Source organism: Thermatribacter velox (genome assembly GCF_038396615.1).
Taxonomy (GTDB): Bacteria; Atribacterota; Atribacteria; order Atribacterales; family Thermatribacteraceae; genus Thermatribacter; species Thermatribacter velox.
In genome coordinates, this window is sequence record NZ_CP121689.1 from 967604 (window position 1) to 988908 (window position 21305).

The 21305-nt window shown below is 44.8% G+C and carries 23 protein-coding genes and 1 riboswitch; of the genes, 15 read left to right on the forward strand and 8 right to left on the reverse strand.

The genetic code is table 11. The features are described from left to right. Positions 1–46 precede the first annotated feature (46 nt). From QBE54_RS04815 to QBE54_RS04830, 4 genes are all read right to left on the reverse strand, one after another. Positions 47–1378: an ABC transporter substrate-binding protein gene (locus QBE54_RS04815; RefSeq protein ID WP_369019210.1), complete on the reverse strand. Its 1332-nt coding sequence runs from the start codon at positions 1376–1378 to the stop codon at positions 47–49. 268 nt (positions 1379–1646) lie between these two features. Beyond that, complete coding sequence (gene pstA / locus QBE54_RS04820; RefSeq protein ID WP_369019211.1) at positions 1647–2540, reverse strand: phosphate ABC transporter permease PstA; 894 nt, start codon at positions 2538–2540, stop codon at positions 1647–1649. Beyond that, on the reverse strand, positions 2533–3456 hold the full coding sequence (gene pstC, locus QBE54_RS04825; RefSeq protein ID WP_369019212.1) for a phosphate ABC transporter permease subunit PstC: 924 nt from the start codon (positions 3454–3456) through the stop codon (positions 2533–2535). The genes pstA and pstC overlap by 8 nt, the downstream gene beginning before the upstream one ends. Positions 3457–3576: 120 nt before the next feature. Further along, positions 3577–4581 carry a PstS family phosphate ABC transporter substrate-binding protein gene (locus tag QBE54_RS04830; protein WP_369019213.1) on the reverse strand — a complete coding sequence of 335 codons (1005 nt, stop codon included), beginning with the start codon at positions 4579–4581 and terminating at the stop codon, positions 3577–3579. Between the two features lie 324 nt (positions 4582–4905). Between QBE54_RS04830 and QBE54_RS04835 the strand changes: the two genes are divergently transcribed. From QBE54_RS04835 to asnS, 7 genes are all read left to right on the forward strand, one after another. Beyond that, positions 4906–6081, forward strand: coding sequence for an ABC transporter substrate-binding protein (locus QBE54_RS04835; RefSeq protein WP_369019214.1), 1176 nt, complete (start codon positions 4906–4908; stop codon positions 6079–6081). Between the two features lie 62 nt (positions 6082–6143). Continuing rightward, positions 6144–6923, forward strand: a complete 780-nt coding sequence (locus tag QBE54_RS04840) for an ABC transporter ATP-binding protein (protein ID WP_369019215.1) — start codon at positions 6144–6146, stop codon at positions 6921–6923. Further along, positions 6910–7620: an ABC transporter ATP-binding protein gene (locus QBE54_RS04845; RefSeq protein ID WP_369019216.1), complete on the forward strand. Its 711-nt coding sequence runs from the start codon at positions 6910–6912 to the stop codon at positions 7618–7620. The genes QBE54_RS04840 and QBE54_RS04845 overlap by 14 nt, the downstream gene beginning before the upstream one ends. A 5-nt stretch (positions 7621–7625) precedes the next feature. Then, positions 7626–8525, forward strand: coding sequence for a branched-chain amino acid ABC transporter permease (locus QBE54_RS04850; protein WP_369019217.1), 900 nt, complete (start codon positions 7626–7628; stop codon positions 8523–8525). Next, entirely contained in the window at positions 8522–9505 is a 984-nt protein-coding gene (locus tag QBE54_RS04855) for a branched-chain amino acid ABC transporter permease (RefSeq protein WP_369019218.1), read from the forward strand. Before QBE54_RS04850 ends, QBE54_RS04855 begins: the two co-directional genes overlap by 4 nt. A gap of 13 nt (positions 9506–9518) precedes the next feature. Then, the gene (locus QBE54_RS04860; protein ID WP_369019219.1) at positions 9519–10280 is read left to right on the forward strand and encodes a creatininase family protein; all 762 of its coding nucleotides are present in this window, start codon (positions 9519–9521) and stop codon (positions 10278–10280) included. A 16-nt stretch (positions 10281–10296) separates the two neighbouring features. Then, positions 10297–11601, forward strand: coding sequence for an asparagine--tRNA ligase (asnS, locus tag QBE54_RS04865; protein ID WP_369019220.1), 1305 nt, complete (start codon positions 10297–10299; stop codon positions 11599–11601). 52 nt (positions 11602–11653) lie between these two features. On the opposite strand, the gene QBE54_RS04870 is transcribed toward asnS, so the two are convergent. After that, on the reverse strand, positions 11654–12412 hold the full coding sequence (locus tag QBE54_RS04870) for a hypothetical protein (RefSeq protein ID WP_369019221.1): 759 nt from the start codon (positions 12410–12412) through the stop codon (positions 11654–11656). Between the two features lie 224 nt (positions 12413–12636). Here QBE54_RS04870 and QBE54_RS04875 point away from each other — a divergent pair, with 224 nt between their 5' ends. Continuing rightward, positions 12637–12840: a cold-shock protein gene (locus QBE54_RS04875; protein WP_369019222.1), complete on the forward strand. Its 204-nt coding sequence runs from the start codon at positions 12637–12639 to the stop codon at positions 12838–12840. Positions 12841–12973: 133 nt separating this feature from the next. On the opposite strand, the gene glgP is transcribed toward QBE54_RS04875, so the two are convergent. Together glgP and dut are read right to left on the reverse strand one after the other, a co-directional pair. After that, on the reverse strand, positions 12974–14704 hold the full coding sequence (gene glgP / locus QBE54_RS04880; protein WP_369019394.1) for an alpha-glucan family phosphorylase: 1731 nt from the start codon (positions 14702–14704) through the stop codon (positions 12974–12976). A 10-nt stretch (positions 14705–14714) separates the two neighbouring features. Continuing rightward, complete coding sequence (dut, locus tag QBE54_RS04885; protein ID WP_369019223.1) at positions 14715–15149, reverse strand: dUTP diphosphatase; 435 nt, start codon at positions 15147–15149, stop codon at positions 14715–14717. A 129-nt stretch (positions 15150–15278) separates the two neighbouring features. On the opposite strand from dut, the gene QBE54_RS04890 reads away from it, so the two are divergent. The 5 genes from QBE54_RS04890 (at position 15279) to QBE54_RS04910 (ending at position 17944) form a co-directional block, all read left to right on the forward strand. After that, positions 15279–15779, forward strand: a complete 501-nt coding sequence (locus QBE54_RS04890; RefSeq protein ID WP_369019224.1) for a ribonuclease H-like YkuK family protein — start codon at positions 15279–15281, stop codon at positions 15777–15779. Between the two features lie 14 nt (positions 15780–15793). Continuing rightward, positions 15794–16453, forward strand: coding sequence for a TenA family protein (locus QBE54_RS04895; protein WP_369019225.1), 660 nt, complete (start codon positions 15794–15796; stop codon positions 16451–16453). Positions 16454–16469: 16 nt separating this feature from the next. Beyond that, positions 16470–16531, forward strand: a riboswitch (Fluoride riboswitch). A 61-nt stretch (positions 16532–16592) separates the two neighbouring features. Next, entirely contained in the window at positions 16593–17222 is a 630-nt protein-coding gene (locus QBE54_RS04900) for a DUF6062 family protein (RefSeq protein WP_369019226.1), read from the forward strand. Continuing rightward, the gene (gene crcB, locus QBE54_RS04905; protein ID WP_369019227.1) at positions 17219–17602 is read left to right on the forward strand and encodes a fluoride efflux transporter CrcB; all 384 of its coding nucleotides are present in this window, start codon (positions 17219–17221) and stop codon (positions 17600–17602) included. Before QBE54_RS04900 ends, crcB begins: the two co-directional genes overlap by 4 nt. A gap of 3 nt (positions 17603–17605) precedes the next feature. Beyond that, the gene (locus tag QBE54_RS04910) at positions 17606–17944 is read left to right on the forward strand and encodes a DUF190 domain-containing protein (protein WP_369019228.1); all 339 of its coding nucleotides are present in this window, start codon (positions 17606–17608) and stop codon (positions 17942–17944) included. A gap of 8 nt (positions 17945–17952) precedes the next feature. Here QBE54_RS04910 and QBE54_RS04915 read toward each other — a convergent pair whose 3' ends face one another. Beyond that, the gene (locus QBE54_RS04915; RefSeq protein WP_369019229.1) at positions 17953–18933 is read right to left on the reverse strand and encodes a glycosidase; all 981 of its coding nucleotides are present in this window, start codon (positions 18931–18933) and stop codon (positions 17953–17955) included. 116 nt (positions 18934–19049) lie between these two features. Between QBE54_RS04915 and QBE54_RS04920 the strand changes: the two genes are divergently transcribed. Then, the gene (locus QBE54_RS04920; RefSeq protein ID WP_369019230.1) at positions 19050–19901 is read left to right on the forward strand and encodes a sulfide/dihydroorotate dehydrogenase-like FAD/NAD-binding protein; all 852 of its coding nucleotides are present in this window, start codon (positions 19050–19052) and stop codon (positions 19899–19901) included. Further along, on the forward strand, positions 19891–21303 hold the full coding sequence (gene gltA / locus QBE54_RS04925; protein WP_369019231.1) for an NADPH-dependent glutamate synthase: 1413 nt from the start codon (positions 19891–19893) through the stop codon (positions 21301–21303). The genes QBE54_RS04920 and gltA overlap by 11 nt, the downstream gene beginning before the upstream one ends. The last annotated feature ends 2 nt before the right edge of the window (positions 21304–21305 follow it).

The following is a 21305-nucleotide window of genomic DNA, read 5'->3' on the forward strand; positions in this document are numbered from 1 at the left end:
AGAGAAGGGGGATTACAATCCCCCTTCTCTCAAGTTTCCTGATTAGTTACTCTCCGTAATTTTCTTTGGCCATTTCCTTGAGTTTGGCATCGTATTCATCAATTAACTTGTCAGGATCTTCGCCTCGAACTACAGCTCGAATCACCATATCATTAATCATCCAACCGTTTTCAAAGTCTTCCATCACCGAAGTGGCTTCGCCAAGTGGATAGGTCATCGGCCATTCATCAAACTGGATGCGCATCGCCGCTTCATAGGGATCCATAAGCATTACCGGGTATTTTCCCTGTTTCCAGTTTTCGCTCAAAACCTGCATCTGGCTCTTAAAAATGGGCAGGTTGTAGAGCTGGGATTGTTCGCACCATCCCTGGCGATATTTTTCTTTATCACCAAGTATGACCATTAACGCTTCCTTGGCAAGGTCGGGGTTTTTGGTGGATTTAAAAATGAAATTCGACTCCTGACCTAAGTTGATGGGAAAGGCATCAGGAACTATCAGTGTTTTAGGAACCAACTCTGGTTTTCCAGTCATAATTGCATACCAGATGCTCATGGGGTTTGAAGTCATGGCCACTCTGCCATCCAGGAAAGCAAGGTTATTGGAAATATCCACCCACTCACCGGAGTCAGGAGGTGTAAGTCCTCTTTCGTAGATATCTTTAAAGAATGCAAAAACTCTCTTGGTAGCAGAACGATAGGGCTCTTGCCCAAATACCACTCCTTTGGAAGAACGCTCAGTCATCATACCTCCACCAAAACCGTACCAGTAAAGAAGAAAGGTCCAGGCACAGTCATAACCCGTTCCACCTAAGGGAAGACCAATTCCATAAACTCCTTCTTCTACACCGGTGAGTTTTTCTGCAGCTTGCACCACTTCTTCTTCGTTGTCAAAGGGTAAAAGATCCATTACTCCCGCCTTCTCAAAAAGGTCCTTACGGATATGGAGCCAAGTTATTTCCCAACCCATAGGAATAGCATAGATTTTTCCATTAATGGTGCCCATCTGGAGTATAACTTCAAAGAAATCATCTCGACCCAGCTGGTCAACAACATCATCAAGAGGCAAAAGGAGCCCTGATTCAGCAAATTTGGTATAGGGCATACCACCGATAACCATGTCGGGTTCGGTCCCTGAAGCAACAGCGGTAACCACTTTTGCTGCAATATCGCCCACTGGAATCCAGGTAATCTTGACGTCAATTCCCTTTTCCTGAGCCCATTCGTAAAGCACTGAATTTACCCAATAGGCCTGAGCAGGAGCAAAGGAAGCTCTTCCCCAGATGTTCAACTTAGGCTTTTCCTGGGCCAGAACAATACTTCCTACCAAAATCACACCGACTAAAACCAGCGTCAACAACATCCATTTCTTCCAGAACATCACAATCCCTCCTTCACGGCCAAAGAGTTAATCGAAAATAAAAGAGTTGACCAACAAGCGTTTTCCTCCTGATTCCACCTCCCTTTCAAAAGTTTATTGTATGTTCTCAAACATCTGGAGCAAGAAAAGCACTGAAGAGTCTGCTGCGTTTCCCGATACGTCATTAGTTGTAGGTTCTTTTATATGTAAATTGGCCTTTTAAAAATGATACGTTTTTATCTCTTCTGTGTCAACAAAAGTGAATTACAGGCTGACAAGGGTGAGAGAATCAAGCAACACGTGAGGAAGTTTTCTTCTGAAAGTAATTGCGCAGGAATATGGAAAGTGAGTTAAGAGAAAGAGTTATAACCAGAAGGACCACAATACCCGCTGCAGCGTTGGCGTGAAAGCCCTTTTGCGGACGCGATACCCAGTTAAAAATCTGAATGGGTAACGCAGTAAAAGGTGCGTTTAGACTATCAGGAAGGAAAGCAATGTAAGTTAAGGCTCCTATCATTATCAAAGGTGCGGTTTCTCCTATGGCGCGGGAAACAGCAAGAATCACTCCAGTGAGGATGCCCGGGATAGCCACTGGCAATACCTGATCTTTGATTACCTGCCAGCGAGTAGCTCCCAGAGCAAAAGCTGCCTCCCGCAGGGACAAGGGTACTGCGCGAATGGCTTCCCGCGTGGACACTATGATGATAGGTAACACCAGCAAAGTAAGAGTAAGCGCCCCTGCTAGAAGGCCCCGTCCCAGTCGCATGGTCCGCACAAATAGCTCGAGCCCTAAGATACCATATATGATAGAAGGCACTCCGGCCAAAGTAGAAACATTGATTTCTATGAGCTTGCTCAACCAATCTTTTCTCGAATATTCTTCAAGGTAAATACCCGCTCCAACACCCAGGGGCACTGAAAAGCAAATGGTTAAACCTACTACATAGATACTACCCACCAGAGCAGGTAATATACCAGCTCGTTCTGGGCGTCGGGAAGGGAAGCTGGTTAAAAATTGCCATCCAAGGCGAGGTATTCCATCATAAAAAACATCGATAAGGAGAACAAAAAGAGCTATAAGCGAAAGAAGTAGGGCACTCGTGGCCAGTACCAGAAAAATCTTTTCTTTGGTTTTTTTACGCTTCAAAAATACATCCAGAGTTAGAGATTTATCTTCACTCATAAGCTTCTCTGAACCTCTTGCGCAACCACTGAGCAACCAAATTGAGGATTAAGGTTAGCAAAAAGAGTACCAGTCCAACCGCAAAAATAGTCTTGTACTCGAGACTTCCCGCAGGAGTATCACCAAGACTAACCTGTACAATATAGGCAGTCATGGTTTGAATGGGAACCAGAGGATTAAAGGTCAACTGAGCCATTTGTCCGGCGGCAATGGTAACCAGCATAGTTTCACCAATTGCACGAGAAATAGCCAGAATAAAAGAAGTGGTAATTCCTGAAAAGGCAGCTGGCACAACAACCTTAAGAGAAACTTCCATTTTGGTGGAACCCAGAGCATATGCTGCTTCACGCAAACCCTGAGGGACCACATACATGGCATCCTCACTCAAAGAAGAAACCAAAGGTAATATCATGATACCCATCACTATGCCTGGAGAAAGTGCGTTGAAACCCGAAAGAGAAGGTATTATCTTTTGCAAGAGAGGAGTAACAAAGAGCAGTGCAAAATATCCATATACTACAGTTGGTACCCCAGCCAATATTTCCAGTATGGGTTTGCAAATACGCCTTACCCGGGGAGAAGCGTACTCACTCAAAAATATTGCGGTAAGTAACCCCAAAGGGCCTGCAACCAGCATGGCAATAAGAGAAGTGAGCAATGTTCCGCAAAGGAGGGGTAAGATACCGAAATGCTTATCATAAAAAAGAGGTGTCCACAAAGTATCGGTGAGAAACTCTAAAATAGAAACTTCCTGAAAGAAGCCAATTGCCTCAAAAACCAGGACAAAGACAATTCCCAAAGTGGTAAAGATGGAAATCAAACTAAAAATAAAAAATAAGCTTCTGACAACTTGCTCTTTTCTTTTGGCTTGTAAGATAACTAAATCTTTATTCTTTTTCGAAGTTTTTCCCAACATCGTCTCCTGTTCATCTAAATACCAGGAGGTTGTTCCTCCTGGCATTTAGACAGTCTATCGAAAACAACTCCTTTTAAATTGTAGCCACTACGGTTTTCATCTGTCAACCAAAGTCAGGGATTATTCTCCTTCCATCTGCAGAAGTTCTTCGATGGAAACTCCTATTTTTGCTCCTTGGTCACCGAAAACAGTGCCAGTTTTACGCTCTTCGAATCTCTTTAGAGCAAGTTCATAAGCACTATCGGGAAGGGCTACATAACCTATTTCTTCAACCAGCCATTTAGCGTTTTCAAGGTAAAAACGCACGAATTTCTGAACCTCTTCACGGTCAGCGCTTGCTTTGTTGACATAAATAAACAGAGGCCGGGAGAGTGGCTGATAAAGCCCTTTGCTAATGGTTTCAAAGGTAGGCTCAATTGGTCCTTCTCCGTTTTCAGCAACTCCATCATCAATAGGCACCACTTTAAGGACATCCTGGTTCTCCAAATAATAGGCGAAGCCGAAATAGCCCAGCGCATATTTATCTCTGGAGATCCCTTGCACCAGAACATTATCGTCTTCACTGGCAATAAAGTCTCCTCTGGATGCCCCGGTTTCTCCAACTATGGCTTCAGTGAAATAATCGAAAGTGCCCGAGTCCACACCAGGACCAAATAAAGTCATTTTTTCTTTTGGCCATTCTGGTCTTATGTCGCTCCAGTAAAGAACTTTACCCTGGGCTTTGGGTTCCCAGATTTTTTTCAACTCTTCAACGGTCAAGTAATCCACCCAATCGTTTGCTGGGTTAACCACCACAGCTATTCCATCGAAAGCAATAGGCAATTCAATGTATTCAATGCCGTTTTCCTTACAAAGCTCTATCTCGGAAGCCTTGATGGGTCGAGAAGCATCGTTAATGTCGGTCTCACCTCGGCAGAACCTTTTGAAGCCACCACCGGTTCCAGAAATACCTACTACCACCTTAATATCACGATTCTCCATCTGAAATTCCTCCGCCACCGCTTCGGTGATAGGGTAAACGGTACTGGAACCATCTATGCTGACAATCTTGTCAGCGGCAGTTGCTACCTGCAAACTTAAAAATGCTGACAGCAATAAGGTCAAGGCCAGAAAAAACCTCTTCATTTTTCAGACACCCCTTTCTTTCTTTTTTTGAAAGGTAAGAGTTTATTTCCCAACAAAACACACCTCAAACAGACGCTCTGATCACTGCTTGGACCTTGAAATCTCTCTCCAAATTTCCTCCCCCCTTTCTCTTTTTGTCTTGAGGGAGTATACAGAAGTAAGATTAAAGCTTTTTAAAATGAGTGTAAAGTTTTCTTAATCTTTCACACCCAAGGAATTCAACAAAAAGTTTGCGAAAAGAGTTCGAAAAACCTACTTTAGCTTGCATTGCCGTCTTTGGAATGGTATAAAATTGAAAATCACTGTATAAGGGGGGTTTATGTAATGAGAAAGTTTGGGTTAGTTTTCGTAACCTGTTTTTTGTTTGCCTTTCTGCTCTCTGCACTCGCCTATGCACAGGAGCCTATAAAAATAGGGGTAGTGATGGGGCTTACTGGTCCTTGGGCTTCCATTGATACACCAGCTCTCAACGGAGTAAAGCTTGCTGCTGAAGAAATAAACAAGCAGGGAGGAGTTTTGGGAAGGCCGATTGAACTCAAAGTGGTGGATACCAAAGCAGATGAGGGAGAAACTGTTGCTGCAGTAATCAGATTAATCGAGAATGAAAAAGTTTCAGCACTCATCGGGTATTGTGACACCCACTGGGTTAATATTGCAGCACCTCTTGCTCGTGAATATGGTGTTCCGTTCATAACTCCTGGTGCAACTCACCCCCGTATTCCTGAACGTACTGGAGCATGGCTGGCCTGTTTTGGAGACAATGCTCAGGCTGCTGCGATAGCAGAGTACGCGGTTGAAGATTTGGGCCTTAAGCGAGGAGCAATTTGGGTGGATACTGCCGTTGATTTTTCAGTAGCCGTTTGTGCTTATTTTGCAGATGCTTTGAAAAACTATGGCGGAGAAGTGGTTTACGAAGATTACTTTGAGACCAGTTGGACCGATTTTTCAGGTATGGTGGCTCGACTGAAAGAATATCAAGATCGAGGAGAAGTTGACTTTGTATACGTAGGAGCCATTCCCTCTAACTGTGGTTTGATAGCTAAGCAGATTCGGGAAGGCGGTGTAACTATACCTATTCTTGGTGAAGATGGTTTTGATACGCCTCTTCTGGTAGAAACTGGTGGCGAATATGCCGAGGGCGTCATTTTCGCTACCCATATGTCTTTAGAGGACCCTGACCCCATGATTCAGGAGTTTAAAAAGAATTATGAAGCAATGTTCGGTAATCCTCCCGAAAACGCCTTTGCAGCGTTGGGTTACGATGCAATGAAAGTTCTTGCTAAAGCCATTGAAATTGTGGGCACTGATGATCCTGCCAAAATTCCAGAAGGCTTAGCTCAAATCAAAGGCTTCAAAGGCGTATCAGGAGTTATTTCCTATGAAGAGGGAAGCCAGGTTCCAAACAAATCGGTAGCAGTGATAGAAGTCCAGAATGGGAAGTTTGTAACCGTGAAGCAGGTAACTCCCAAGTATCTCCCAGATCCCAAAATAGCTAAATAAGCCTGCATTAGGACAACCGGGAGGAATACCTACTCCTCCCGGTTGTCAACAAGGGTGAAAAGATGGATCAGATAATACTAAAAGTAGAAAACTTATGGAAACATTTTGGAGGAATAACCGCCGTAAGTGGTTATGAGCTCGAATTGCCAAAAAGGGCAGTGTTTGGTCTTATCGGACCCAACGGTGCTGGTAAAACAACCATATTTAATCTTATAAGCGGTGTCTTGAAGCCGGATAAAGGGAAAATCTTCTTTAAGGGGAAGGATATCACCTATGCTCGCCCTGACACCATTGCTTCAATGGGGTTAACCCGCACTTTTCAAAATCTTCGTCTCTTTCCCAATTTAACTGTGGAAGAGAACCTTAAAGTTGCTGCACACGTTCACACCTCATACAGTTTCATCCACACCCTGCTTAGTCTGCCTCGCCTTTATAGGGAAGAGAGAAAAATCCTTGAGCGAGTGGAAACCATATTGGAACTTTTCGACATGCAGTCACAGCGTAGGGAAACCGCTTCCAACCTTCCTTACGGTTTACAAAGAAAACTGGATATTGCTCGAGCACTTATGACCGACCCAGAGGTACTCCTGCTTGATGAACCATCAGCGGGTATGAACACTCAAGAAGCCGAAGAGTTAGCGCTGACTATTAAGAAAATTAAAGAAGAGCTTGACTTAACGATGATCATTGTGGAACATCGCATGCCGTTTGTAATGGGACTGGCTGAAACCATACAGGTCCTGGATTACGGTTCTGTGATTGCGGTGGGTCCGCCTTCTGAGATTCAGAAAGACCCGAAAGTAATCGAAGCTTATCTTGGGGCTGGTGATGTCGTTGCTTGAACTCAAAAACGTAGGGGTAAAGTACGGAGTCATTCCTGCCATCCAGAGGATAAATTTAAAGGTGGAGCAGGGGCAAATTGTGTCGTTAATTGGAGCAAATGGAGCAGGAAAAACAACGACTTTGAAGAGTGTTGTGGGCGTTTTGAAGCCTTTCCAGGGACAGATTTTCTATCAGGGAGAAGAAATAACCAGTAAACCCGCCCCCTGGAGAGTACGCAAGGGAATATGTTTGGTGCCCGAGGGACGGGGTATTTTTAATCGACTCTCGGTAAAAGAAAATCTACTTATCGGTGCCTACCACCGCCAGAATGAAGTAGAAATTCAGAAAGACCTTGAGATGGTCTATAACCTCTTTCCTCGTCTCAAAGAGCGTGAAAACCAGATTGCTGGAACCCTAAGCGGTGGAGAACAGCAAATGCTTGCCCTGGGCAGGGGGTTGATGTCTCGCCCCCAGTTGATGCTACTTGATGAACCTTCACTGGGCCTTGCTCCACTGGTGGTCAAGGAACTTTATGAGCTTATTCAAGAAATTCGCAAAAAGGGAGTGACTATTCTTCTTGTAGAGCAGAACGCAGTTATGGCTATTAAAGTCTCTGATTATGTTTATGTTCTTGAGACAGGAGAAGTGAAGATGGAAGGGCCTCCGGAAGAAATTGAGTCGCTTGAAGATGTGAGACGAGTTTATCTGGGAGGATAAACGCCATGTTCTCAATTAGTTATTTAGCACAGCAGAGCATGAACGGGGTTATACTGGGATGCATTTACGCATTGCTTGCTCTTGGAATGACTGTGGTGTATGGCATTTTGAGGCTGATAAACTTTGCCCATGGAGCTTTGATTACACTGGGTGCATTTTTTTTCTACTTTATTTTCTTTAAAGCAGGCCTTCCTTTCATTGCCACCATTTTTCTACTTCTGGGTTTCGGAGGAGTAATGGGCATAGTGCTTGATACTGTAGCATACAGAAAACTTCGAGGAGGACCCGAAGTCGCTTTGTTAATTACTTCTCTCGGTTTTTATACCTTTATAGAGAATTTCATGAAAATGTTAGTTTCGCCTCAACCTTATGCATTTAAAGTACCCCAGTACCTGGTAACTCTCCACCGTACTTCTTATCTCACTTTCCGTACCATTGATATTTTTATCATCATTGCTTCAATTCTCATTATGTTGCTTTTCCACCTTTTTGTGAAATACAGCAAAATGGGTATCGCCATGCGAGCAACCAGCGAGAATCTTGAAGTCGCTGAAATAATGGGTATCGAGATTAACAAAGTTATTTCTATTGCGTTTCTCATTGGATCGGCAATAGCCGCTTTTACTGGTTTTATGTGGGGTGCCAAATACGGGCAAATCTCGTACGATATGGGGTTTTTGACTGGAGTCAAAGCTTTCGTAGCAGTCGTAGTTGGTGGGGTAGGCAGCATTCCTGGAGCAATGCTGGGAGGATTCATCCTGGGTCTTGCTGAAATACTTTCCATTGCTTTTCTACCAACCACTTTTGCTGAGTATCGGGATGCCATTGTTTTTGCCATACTTATAATGGTTTTACTGGTACGTCCTTCTGGTATTATGGGAGTGAAAGAAGAGGTAAGAGCATGAAAGAGAGAAAGATTCCAACTGAGATCTGGTTTATCGTTGGCGGCTTGTTACTGTTTCTGGCCCTCTTTGGTGCTACCAGGTTTTTAAATCGTTACATCCTGCATATAGTAATCCTGATTGGTATTTACTCCATTGCTACGGTGAGCCTGAATCTTACAAACGGCTACACTGGTCTCTTTTCGCTTGGACATGCAGCTTTTATGGCCGTTGGGGCCTATACATCGACTCTCCTCGCTTTTCCTCTTACTTTGCGCAAGGCTTATGAATTACCTTTATTGCCTTCTTTGCTTGGCGGTCCCGAGGCTGCCTGGCCTTTTCTCCCTGCACTTATCGCTGGCGGGCTTATGGCTTCTTTCTGTGCCATCTTGATAGGTGCTCCTGTTCTACGTTTAAGGGGTCATTACCTCTCGGTGGCTTCTCTTGGATTTATGGTTATCGTGGTCACTCTGGCCAAAACCCTGCGGGATATCACCAGGGGATCCATGGGCATCAATGCCATACCGTCTTATACTAATATTTACTGGACCTATTTCTGGTTGCTTGTAACCATTTATGTGGTGTGGCGTATTGTCAATTCCCGCTTTGGAAGGGCGATGATTGCCATTCGGGAAGACGAGGTAGCTGCCCAGGTCCTTGGTATTTATCCTATGAAATACAAACTCCTTTCCTTTGTAATTGGCGCTTTTTTTGCCGGAGTAGCAGGAGGCCTTTACGCTCACTTCACCAAGGCAATTCGCCCCTTTGAGTTCTCTTTCTTTCTCACCTTTCAAATAGTGGTTATGTTGATTATTGGGGGCATGGGTACTATGAGCGGTCCTCTGGTAGGTGCTGCTTCTCTCATCGCATTGCGCTATGCACTTAAGCCTGTTGAAGAACATTTTAAGCTTTACGGTTTTATTGAGCTGGTTTACGCCATTCTTCTCATAGTGATAATGCTCTGGAAACCTGAAGGGATCATGGGAAAAAGACTGAAAAGATGAGGGGGATTTCATCATGGAAAAAAAAGTTTTTCATCCTGAAATGAACTACTCGGATTTCAAAGAAAATCACTTTGACAAGGTTATTCTGGCTGTGGGCTCTGCTGAAAACCACGGTTTCCACTTACCTTTCGGGACCGATACTCTGGTAGCACAGGCTTTAGCCATGGAAGTCGCCAAGAGGGTGGAGGGAGTGCTGGTACTCCCACCTGTTCCTTATGGAGTCAGTTTTCACTATCAGGATTTTCCATTTACGCTTACTCTACGCCCGGAAACCCTGATTGAAGTCCTCAAAGACGTTCTTACTTCAACCATTGAGCAGGGTATAAACAGAATCATAATCATTAACGGGCACGACGGAAACATTGCACCCCTTGAAGTTGCATCACGGACTATCAAAGTTAAATACCCTGATGCGGTAATAGCTGTTCTGGATGCCTGGTGGGTAAAAGCCGGTGAACTTCTTCCCAAAGATACTTTTGAAGTCTGGGGTGGTTTGGGACATGCTGGAGAAGGTGAAAGTTCCATCATGCTTTTTCTATACCCCCAATTCTGTCGTATGGAAAATGCAAGGGGTGTGGTACCTGAACTACCCGAAGGACCGGATATCAAGTGGAAATTTAACGAGCTGACCCCTTACGGAGCAACAGGAGACCCTACAAAAGCCACCGCTGAAAAGGGACAGAAAATGTTCGAAGTTCTGGTTGACTATGTGGTCTCCTTTATCAGGGAGATGGACAGGGAAGGCTGGAAATATGGCCTGAAGAAAAAGATATAAAAAGGAGGCAACAGTGGTGGAGGTTCCCTGGGTATCTATCGAAACACTGCCCCAGTATGTGGACAAAAGGGTAGAAATCCGAGGATGGCTTGCTAATAAGCGCTCCAGCGGGAAAATCACCTTCCTGATTTTACGCGATGGTACTGGCTTCCTGCAGGCCACGGCTTTTGCAGGTGAACACTTCGACAGTGAAGAGGTTAAAAGCCTGAAGCGTATACCTCTTGAGTCTTCCCTAATAGCCCGGGGTAAAGTAAAAGAGGAAAAAAGAGCCATCGGGGGCTATGAACTGGAACTTGAAAAAGTAGAAATTGTCTCTGAGGCCGAGGAATACCCTATTCAGAAAAAGGAGCATTCTGTAGAATTTCTCATGGAGAACCGACACCTCTGGTTGCGCTCGCGCAAACAAAACGCCATTCTACGCGTTCGCAACCAGGTCATAATGGCCATTCACCGCTTCTTTCAGGAACGCGGTTTTACCCTCATTGACCCACCCATTCTTACCCCTGCAGCCTGCGAGGGCACTACCACACTTTTTGCCCTGGACTACTTTGACCTGGGGAAAGCTTACCTCTCGCAGAGTGGACAGCTCTATATGGAAGCAGCCTGCATGGCTTTTGGTAAGGTATACTGCCTTGCCCCCACTTTCCGAGCCGAAAAATCCAAAACCCGCAGGCACCTCACGGAATTCTGGATGGTAGAACCGGAAGTGGCTTTTTACAACTGGGAAGACAACATGAAACTGCAAGAGGAATTTGTTTCTTTTGTGGTACAAACGGTGCTTGAGAAATGCCAGCGCGAACTGGAAGTTCTGGAAAGAGACCTCAAACCTCTGGAACGGGTTGTTCCCCCCTTTCCTCGTATTTCCTATGATGAGGCCTTAAACATACTTCACAAAAAGGGATTCCAGATTGAGTGGGGAGATGACTTCGGAGGCGATGAAGAAACAGCTATTTCTGAAGAGTTTGACCGCCCGGTATTTATCCACCACTACCCTAAAAAAGTCAAAGCCTTCTACATGCAGCCTGACCCTGAAAACCCGGAGCTGGTCCTCAATGACGACCTGATTGCACCTGAAGGATATGGTGAAATAATTGGCGGAAGTGAGCGCATTCACGACTTAAACTTGCTCAAAGAGCGCATCAAAGAACACAGTCTCCCCGAGGAAGTATTTAGCTGGTATCTGGATTTGCGGCGGTTTGGGAGTTGTCCCCATTCAGGCTTTGGTTTGGGAGTGGAGCGAACTGTGGCCTGGATATGTGGCATTCACCACATCCGCGAAGCAATTCCTTTTCCCCGCCAGATTTACCGACTTTATCCCTAAAAGCTGCTTTGGCCCTTGAGGGCCAAAGCAGCTTTTAGGGGCTTACCGTTACCTAAGGATTAACCATACAGGTTGGAAAGCTTGCAACCGTGTTAAATTGATTGCCAGCTGCATCCTGGATGTTCATTAGGGGGCTATAATTAAATACTACCATTATCTGGTCACCAGCAACTAACTGGTCGCTCATCCAGTTACCAGTTAGAGTTACCGTTTGATTGTCGGCTCCCAGTGTGACCTGAGTTATAGTAAAAACTGATCCACCAGGGCACAGAGGACAAGTAACATTCCAAAACGCAGGCGTTTCAAAAAGGTTGACATCGCCCACGGTAACCGGTTCGTTGAACTGGACAGTGATGGTTGGTGCATCTCCCAAGGGAGCATCTGCTTTAGCAGAGCAGGAAAGGAGATAAGGCGGTGTTATGTCTACCACGATCTGGAACTGGGTCTGTGTACTTTCAGGGAGTCCTCCTGCTTCTGCCGTGAAACCAAAAGTAAACGTACCTTCGGTAGTTCCACTGGTCCAACTCCAGGTAAAGCTTCCGGCGTCATCGGTGGTGGTGCTATCAAGCAATGTCCCATTCAGATACACCCTTATAATAGCATTGGCTGGTCCACTTCCAGTAAAAGTAACCGTAATACCATTTTGTATGGAATCACCACTTTGCAGATTTCTCACTCCATCATTCACAGTGATTAGCTGAGGCGCCTGAGTTTGATTAGGGGCAGGCGGAGTGGTGGTTCCTGAAGGAGCACAACCTGCGACTAAGGCCAAAAACACGGCCACAAAGGCAAAAACTAATATTCTTTTCATAAGTCTTCCCTCCTTTTAGTTTGATGATTTCATTTTACTCTTTAATAAACCAGGAAGCAAATCTCCACAGGCTATATGAAGTATTTTTTAAAGCCATCAAGAGCGAAAAGAAAATTTATGTTGGAAGAGGTCTTTTCCAGTTGACAAACCCCGTTGAAAGTGCTACGCTTAGTGCAAGCTTGCGCAAGCTGTAACTTTTAATATTTCAGGAGGTTTGTATTTCAATGGCAACAGGTAAGGTCAAATGGTTTAACGCCCAGAAGGGCTATGGGTTCATCGAATCCGACGAAGGCGGAGACGTTTTCGTCCACTATTCTGCTATTGAAGGAAGTGGTTTCAAAACTCTCGAACAAGACCAGCTGGTTGAGTTCGAAGTTCAGCAAGGGACTAAAGGTCCTCAAGCAGTAAAGGTTCGCAAGTTGAGCTAAGAATAAGAAGCAAAGCGTGTTACAAATTAAAAACGAGTGATAAAAAAACCCGGGCATCTCAAAGCCCGGGTTTTTTGTTGCAACATCAAATTCCTACGTTCAAAATCTTCTTGAAACTTCATCATACCGGAAATTATACGTGCTGGTTGTTCATGGTAAAAAGAGCCGGCTGGTGAAAATAGGCTTCACTCAGGTAACGCTTCATCATGCGGTGGCTGTTAAAATAAGGAGCTAACTTGCCAATAGCGTTTTTCATCAATCGTATCCAGTGTTCCCGGTGGTTGTAGAAAGTAGGTAAGATGGCATATTCAAGTTTTCCATAAAAATCCTCAACTTCCCTTCGAGCCTCATCATCAGTCTTTTCGTCAGGCGGAGAACCAATGGACCAGCCAGTGATACCTTCAAGACAACCTTCAATCCACCACCCATCCAGAACGCTGAAATGGAGGACACCATTGTGAGCTGCTTTCATACCACTGGTTCCCGAAGCCTCAAATGGTTTTTGAGGTGTATTCAGCCAGAGATCTACCCCCGAAACCATTCTTTTGGCAATTTCAAGGTCGTAATCCTCCAGAAAAGCGATCTTAAGATGAGGGTGCAATTCTCTCGCCTGTTTAAAGATTTCCTGAATAAGCCTTTTGCCTTCCCAGTCCTGGGGATGTGCTTTACCCGCAAAAATCACCTGAAAAGGCTGTCTTTTGGCGATTCTGATGAGTCTCTCTCGATCTGCAAAGATGAAGGTAGGACGCTTGTAAGCAGTCATTCTTCTTGCAAAGCCTAAAGTGAAAACTTCTTTCTCCATGAGTATCCCGGTTTTCTCATAGACCAGTTCAATAAGGCTCTTCTTTTCTCTCTGGTGGGCCTCCCACAAAAGCTCATCGGGAATCACGTCTACGCGAGCCAGAAGTTCAGGTTCGTGCGCCCATCCAGGAATGTAACGGTCGTAGAGTTCCCGGAAAGCTGGTGAAGTCCAGGTGAAAGTGTGCACACCGTTGGTGATGGAGTGAATTACATAACCAGGGAACATGTTGCGAGAGACTTCACTGTGCCTTTTGGCCACACCATTGACATAACCACTGAGATTCAAAGCCAAAAGAGTCATGTTAAGCTCGTCTTTGCCACCCAGCTTTTTAAGTAAATCAATAGGCAATGGTTCGCCAAGGACTTCTCGAACCAGGTCATAGGGAAATCTGTCGTGTCCAGCTTCAACGGGAGTGTGAGTGGTAAAAACGCAGAGATTCCTCACTTCTCGCAAACATGCCTTTTCTTCTTTCTGGCAGCTCACTTCGTCCCTTAGAAGTTCCAGAGCAAGCAAGGCAGCATGGCCTTCGTTGATGTGGTACTTGCGCACCGAAAGCTCCAGTGCCTTAAGCATTCTCACGCCACCAATGCCCAGAACGATTTCCTGCTTGAGTCGATAACGCCTATCGCCTCCATAAAGATAATGGGTTATGGCCCTGTCACTCTCCACATTTTCTGGTAAGTCGGTATCGAGAAAAATTACTGGTACCTTACCACCAGTGACGCTTCTCCACACATAAACCCAGGCACCAATCACAACTTCTCGCCCTTCAATGGTAACCCTGACTTTTTGTGGGAGAGGGGTTAACAAACGCTCAACATCCCAGACGACAGGATGTTCTATTTGATTACCGTCTGGAGTAAGTTCCTGACGAAAATAGCCCTTACGGTGAAGGAGAGTAATCGCCACAAAAGGCAGGGATAGGTCAGCAGCAGAACGCACGGTGTCTCCAGCGAGAACACCCAGACCTCCACTATAAGTTGGTATTTCCTTAAAAAGAGCTATTTCCATTGAGAAGTAAGCAATGATTTCTTCTTCCTTCAAATAATTAAGAATTTCCATGAAGATTTCCTCACCTTCCCGTTGAGCCAAGCCCGCCTGTTCCCCTCAAAGAAGAAGACAAAACCTGAGCTTCAACTATGATCACTCGTGGCACCTCACGCAGCGCACCCTGAGCTATTCTATCTCCTTTTTTAATCTGATAGGGGTCATCTCCTAAATTAAACAGCCTGACAAACCAGCTTCCCCTGTAACCAGAGTCAATGGTACCAGGATGGATAATAATACCATATTTGATGCCCATACCACTTCGAGGACGAAGCACTACCTCGTAACCCGGAGGGAACTCAGAAGCTATTTTGAGGTCTATTACAGCGCTGCTTCCAGGAGGGATAACCACGTCTTCAGGACTGAAAATATCAAAACAAGCATCATCAGGGTATGCGAAACGTGGCAATGTGACATCCTGAGCAAGTCTTTTGAAGCGTATAACGACTTCTTTCTTCATCTCGACCTCCATTTTTACTAACAGAATTAGAATTTATCCTGAGAAAACTTTTTTGTCAAGCCCAACAAAGCTTGTTGCCTAAACGCCATTTGAGTTAGAATAAATAAAAAGAATTGAAAATTACTGACTATGGGAAAAATACTGTATTTTAACAGCCCTACTCAAGGAAGACTATCTTTTGAGGAAGTAGTTAATTCGATTATATCGTTCATGCGGGAAGACCCTGATGTTTCCTATCGCCTTATAATCGGGACTGATTCCCGTGAGCACCGGGAAGGCTCTTCCATTCAGGCTTTCGTAACAGCTTTGATTATCCACAGGATAGGGTTCGGTGGTCGATATTTCTGGAGAAAAACTTTTCGCAGAGGAACTCGAAGCATAAGAGAGAAAATATATGCCGAAGCCATGCTCTCACTGGAAGTTTCACAACAGTTCCTGCAAATTTTTAACAATCTGTTTCAGGATGAACTTTCAGATTACAAGATAGAAATTCATGTGGACGTGGGTAACAATGGTCCCACCCGACACCTTATTCGCGAGCTGGTGGGCATGATCGAAAGTTTTGGCTTCATTGCTCGTGTGAAGCCAGAATCCTTCGGGGCTTCACGTGTTGCACACCGCCATACTTGAGAGGAAAAAACCCGATGTTTTTTCTGGAACAGCTTAAGAAAGAATTCGCCAAAGAATGGAATGCACTTAAAGAACATTCCTTTTTAAAAGACCTTGCCCAGGGAACACTTCCCCAAAAGTGCTTCTTCTACTACCTGAGCCAGGACGATTACTACCTGGAAGACCTTCTTTCTACAGTGGGAATGCTGGTAGTAAAGGCTGACGATAAAGACCTCAAGCGCTTTGCGATAAAACTTCTTAAAGAAACGGTAGACGGCGAGCTAATGATGCACGAGTTGCTGGAAAAAGAAAGCGAATTCAGCAAATCACCGAAAGGGAAAGTGGCTTCATGGTATGGAGATTTCTTGATGCAGGTTGCTTTCAAAAAGAGCCCTTTTATAATCATTGCTTCAATGCTCCCTTGCTTTGTAAGTTACCTTGAAATCAGTACCTATTATCTGAAAAAAGCTTTACCCGGTATACCGGGGCTTTACAGAACCTGGTTGGAAAGCTATGCGGGAGGCCCCTATCAAGAACTGGTCGAAGAGCTGTGCCGCTGGTTTGAAAAGGAAACCCTGGAGGCGAAAGATAAAGAAAAGCTGGAAGCAAAAAACGTTTTTAAACGGGCTATCGAGCTGGAATGGCTTTTTTGGGAAGAAAGTTATAATTGTGGGAAGCTGACGTTTAAATTCTGAATCATTGGTTGCTAACTCAAAAAGTGGGGATGGAGTTCCCCCTTAAGCGCCGTCCAGGCTGATGACTCCTGTACCTAAAGGTACAGGAGTTTTTGTTTATCGACCAGAATTCTAAATGTATTCGGAAGGGAGATCTAAAGTGGATTACCTTAACTCCAAACTGAGAGAATACCTTGACAAACCTGGATGTCCTTTATGTCATCTTTTACGAGAACAGGACAAAAAATATCTTGACAGCATTTTTTGGGAAATGGTAAACGATACCGAGTTGCGAACCCAGCTAATAAAAGATGGCGGCTTGTGTGCCGATCACCTGCAGCTGGTTTTCAAGGAGCGACCATCAGTTCTTGGTATTGCCATCCTCTTCAGAGATTTGTTGATACATCACCTTCAAGGTGAGTTACCAGATTTCGGTAACATAAAGTGCCGTCTTTGTATCAGGAATCAAGAGATGGAAAAGAAACTATACAAAACCCTCATAAAACACTGGCCAGAGTGGAAAAAACAGTGGGGAAGGCATACCTTCCTTTGTAGAAAACACTCCCGTCTTTTTCCGCCAGAAGAAAAAACTTCCATTGAAATACACAGCTTCTCTGAAAAAGCACTGTATGAAGTGCTGAAACTTGTCAGCTCTTTTATAGAAAAATTTGATTATCAAAAGACCCATCTCCCTTTTTCTGAGCTTGAGAAAGAATCTTGGCAGTATCTTCTGGAATTTTTCGCTTCCAAACCCCTTAGCAAAACTCGTCGAGGAGGAAAAATTTCATGAATGACTTGATATTAATTGCCGCAGGTGGAGCAATTGGTGCAGTAGCGCGCTTTCTCCTGAGCGGCTGGTTCCAAAATCTAATATCTTTCTCCTTTTTTCCTTTGGGAACCTGGCTGGTAAATCTTGTTGGAAGTTTTTTGCTGAGTATAATCATGTACACAGCAGAGGCAAGTGGAATACTAAGCCGTGAATTTCGGGTCTTCCTCAGCATAGGTTTTTTGGGTTCTTTTACCACGTTTTCGACCTTCGAATATGAATCGTTCCGGTTGTTTGAGGAAAAAGAGTACCTTTATTTCTTTTTAAATTCAGGGGGTGGGTTCGGAGCAGCTTTCTTCTCGATCTTCTTAGGTAAAATAGTAGCAAACCTTTTATGGAGGTAAATCATGAGAAAGGAAGAGAGAGCTGTCCTGCTGCGCATCTTCATTGGTGAATCCGATAAATACGATGGTAAACCAACTTACCAGTATCTGCTCCAGGAGTTTAAGAAACTCAAACTGGCTGGAGCTACCGTGTTACGAGGCATAGCAGGATTTGGAAAGAAAAGCTATCATATACAAATCACATCAGTACTCAGACTTTCCTCAGACCTTCCAGTAATTGTTGAAGTGGTGGATACTGAGGAAAAAATAGCCCAAATCAAACCCCTCCTGGACAAGGTAGTCAAGGAGGGGTTAATCACCGAAGAAAAGGTTACTATTTATTTCTACGGAAGCGATGTTTAAGCTCGTAATTAATTCCCGGCTTTCTTTTTGCACTTTTCCTCCAGATACTGGATAAATTCTCGGTAGGGGAGAAAAGCAAGACCAGTGTATCGATCCGCAGCACCATAGTAAAGGCGTATCTGGTCATTCTCTTCATCGACGATTGCTCCGGTTGGAAACACAACTCCAGGAACATCTCCTAGCCATTCAAAGCTTTCTTTGGGGCTCATAATCCACTCGTCAGTCCTACATATGACTTGGGTGGGGTCTTCAAGGTCGAGTAGGGCTGCTCCGACTCGATAAAGGCTTCCTGAAGCAGTTTGCCGCACTCCATGATAAAAAATCAACCAACCCCAGGGAGTCTCAATAGGTTGAGGACCAAGTCCTACTCGGGTATGGTCCCACCACCCAGGACGAGTGGGTATCAGTATTTGATGATCACCCCAGTGTTTAAGGTCGGGCGAAAAAGAAATCCAGATATGTGCTTCCCCCCTGATGATGGGGCGATGTATGAGTGCATAGCGCTTTCCATGATCAGTTTTAAACCTGCGTGGAAAAAGACAGGCATCCTTATCTTCAGGAGGAAGAAGCGAACCATGTTTGACAAAGTTTTTGAAGTCTTCAGTGAGCGCCAGAGAAACCACGGGACCACCCCTACTGAAAGAAACGTAGGTAACCGCATATCTTTCTTCTTCCTCAAGCCATGTAATTCTTGGGTCCTCTAACCCCCACTGCTCCTCGTTAATGTGGGCCTCCGGATAAAGAGCAGGTTCGGTGTCAATTTCCCAATCCTTTATTCCGTCTTTACTCCGAGCAAGAGTGAGATGTGAGAAACCCCGACAATCTTCAACCCGCACCAGAAGCAGAGTCTCGCCCCTGAAAAGCGTTGCTCCTGGGTTGAAAGTGGCATTGGCTGGGTAGGGCCAGCCATCCGGAGATAAGATTGGGTTCCCTTCATAACGCCTAACAAAATTATTAAGCCCCAAAAAATTATGGTTCACCAAAGTCATCACCTTCAAGCATAGCAGTTTGGTAGATTTCTGTTTTTAGAAATGACAAGTAGATTTATTATAGTATAATTTTACTGGCTTTATCCAGCTATGTTCGCTAAAAGGGAGGTAGGCAAGTGTTCAAAATACTTAAGAAACAGGTACTGACCCCTGAAATTAAATTAATGGTAATTGATGCTCCGCGCGTAGCCAGAAAGGCAAAAGCTGGCCAGTTTGTTATCCTTAGAATCAATGACCAGGGAGAGCGAATACCTCTGACCATTGCAGACTTTGACCCGGAAAAGGGTACAGTAACTATCATTTTTCAAGAAGTAGGCAAAACCACCATGATGCTTGGCGAAATGGAAGCAGGCGATACCATACTGGACTTTGTAGGTCCGCTGGGTAAAGAAATGGAAGAGAAAAACTTTGGTCATGTAGTTTGTGTGGGAGGAGGTGTGGGCATCGCTCCTACCTTTCCCAAGGCCAGAGCTCTCAAAGAAGCTGGTAACAGAGTAACTTCTATAATAGGTGCCAGAACGGCAAGTATGCTTTTCTGGGAAGATAAAATGCGGGAGGTAAGCGATAAGCTCTACGTAACCACTGATGACGGTAGCTATGGAGAAAAGGGATTTGTGACCACCGTTCTGGAAAGAGTTCTTGAGCAAGAAAAAGTAGACCTGGTAATAGCTGTTGGTCCGGTTATGATGATGAAGATGACCAGCCTGTTGACCAAAAAACATGGAGTACCTACCCTGGTCAGTTTAAATCCCATAATGGTTGACGGAACCGGAATGTGCGGTTGCTGTCGGGTTAGTGTAAATGGACAGTGTAAGTTTACCTGTGTCGATGGACCTATTTTTGATGGGCATGCTGTTGATTTTGATGAGCTTCTGTCTCGTCAAAGGATTTATCTTGAAGAAGAAAAACGCGCTTTAGAAAAGTATCTGGCAACCAGAGCAAAGGAGGAAGCACACTATGCAGAATAGACTTTCTGGTCGTCCCAAAATGCCTCAGCGCCCTCCAAAGGAGCGCATAAAAGACTTTGAAGAAGTGCCTCTCGGATTGCCTGAATGGGCAGCGGTTGAAGAAGCAAAACGTTGCCTACAGTGCAAAAAACCACAATGTGTACAGGGTTGTCCAGTGGAAATAGACATTCCTGGTTTTCTTAAGCTGGTTGCTGAAGGACGCTTTGAAGACGCAATTGCCAAAATCAAGGAAAAAAACAGCTTGCCGGCCATTTGCGGAAGAGTATGTCCCCAGGAAACCCAGTGTGAAGAAAAATGTGTCCTTGGCAAGAAAGGACAACCCATTGCCATCGGTTATTTAGAGCGTTTCGTCGCTGATTACGAACGCGAAAAAGGAATCCGACCACCTTCGGCTCCTTCCTGGAATGGACATCGTGTAGCCGTTATCGGTTCAGGTCCTGCCGGTTTGACTTGTGCAGGAGACCTTGCAAAGATGGGCTATCAGGTTACCATTTTCGAAGCTCTACATGCACCAGGCGGAGTTCTGGTTTACGGAATACCTGAGTTCCGCTTGCCCAAAAGCATCGTTGCTCAGGAAGTCGACTACGTGCGTTCTCTTGGGGTGGAAATAGAACTAAGCTGTGTAGTTGGGAAAACCCTAACTATCGATGATTTGAGAGAGGAAGGGTATGAAGCCTTTTTTATTGGCACTGGGGCCGGACTACCTTATTTTCTTAACATTCCAGGCGAAAATCTCAATGGTATATATTCAGCCAACGAGTTTTTGACCAGAACAAACTTGATGAAAGCCTACCTTTTTCCAGAATTTGATACTCCAGTCAAAATAGGCAGAAGAGTGGCAGTCATCGGGGGAGGAAATGTAGCTATGGATGCAGCACGCTGTGCTTTGAGACTTGGAGCAGAAGAAGTATGCCTGGTATACCGCAGAACCAAGAAAGAAATGCCGGCTCGAGTAGAAGAAGTGGAAAGAGCCGAAGAGGAAGGTGTAAATTGTATAATTTTAACTAACCCGGTGAGATTTATAGGCAATGATAACGGTTGGGTTACCGGAATAGAATGCATCCAGATGGAGCTGGGAGAACCGGACGAATCAGGAAGAAGGAGACCAGTGCCTATCCCCGGTTCCGAATTTGTAATTCCCATAGACACAGTAGTAGTAGCCATAGGTCAGGGGCCCAATCCTTTACTACTTGAAACCATAAAGGGACTTGCCCTCAATAAAAAGGGATACATTGCTGCCGATCCCCAAACTGGGGCAACCTCCTTGCCAGGAGTTTTTGCAGGAGGAGACATCGTCACCGGCGCGGCTACTGTCATTTCGGCAATGGGCGCAGGCAAGCGTGCAGCCCGTTCTATAGATCTTTACCTGAAAGACCCCAATAAATTTCCACAGTGGAGGTAAAA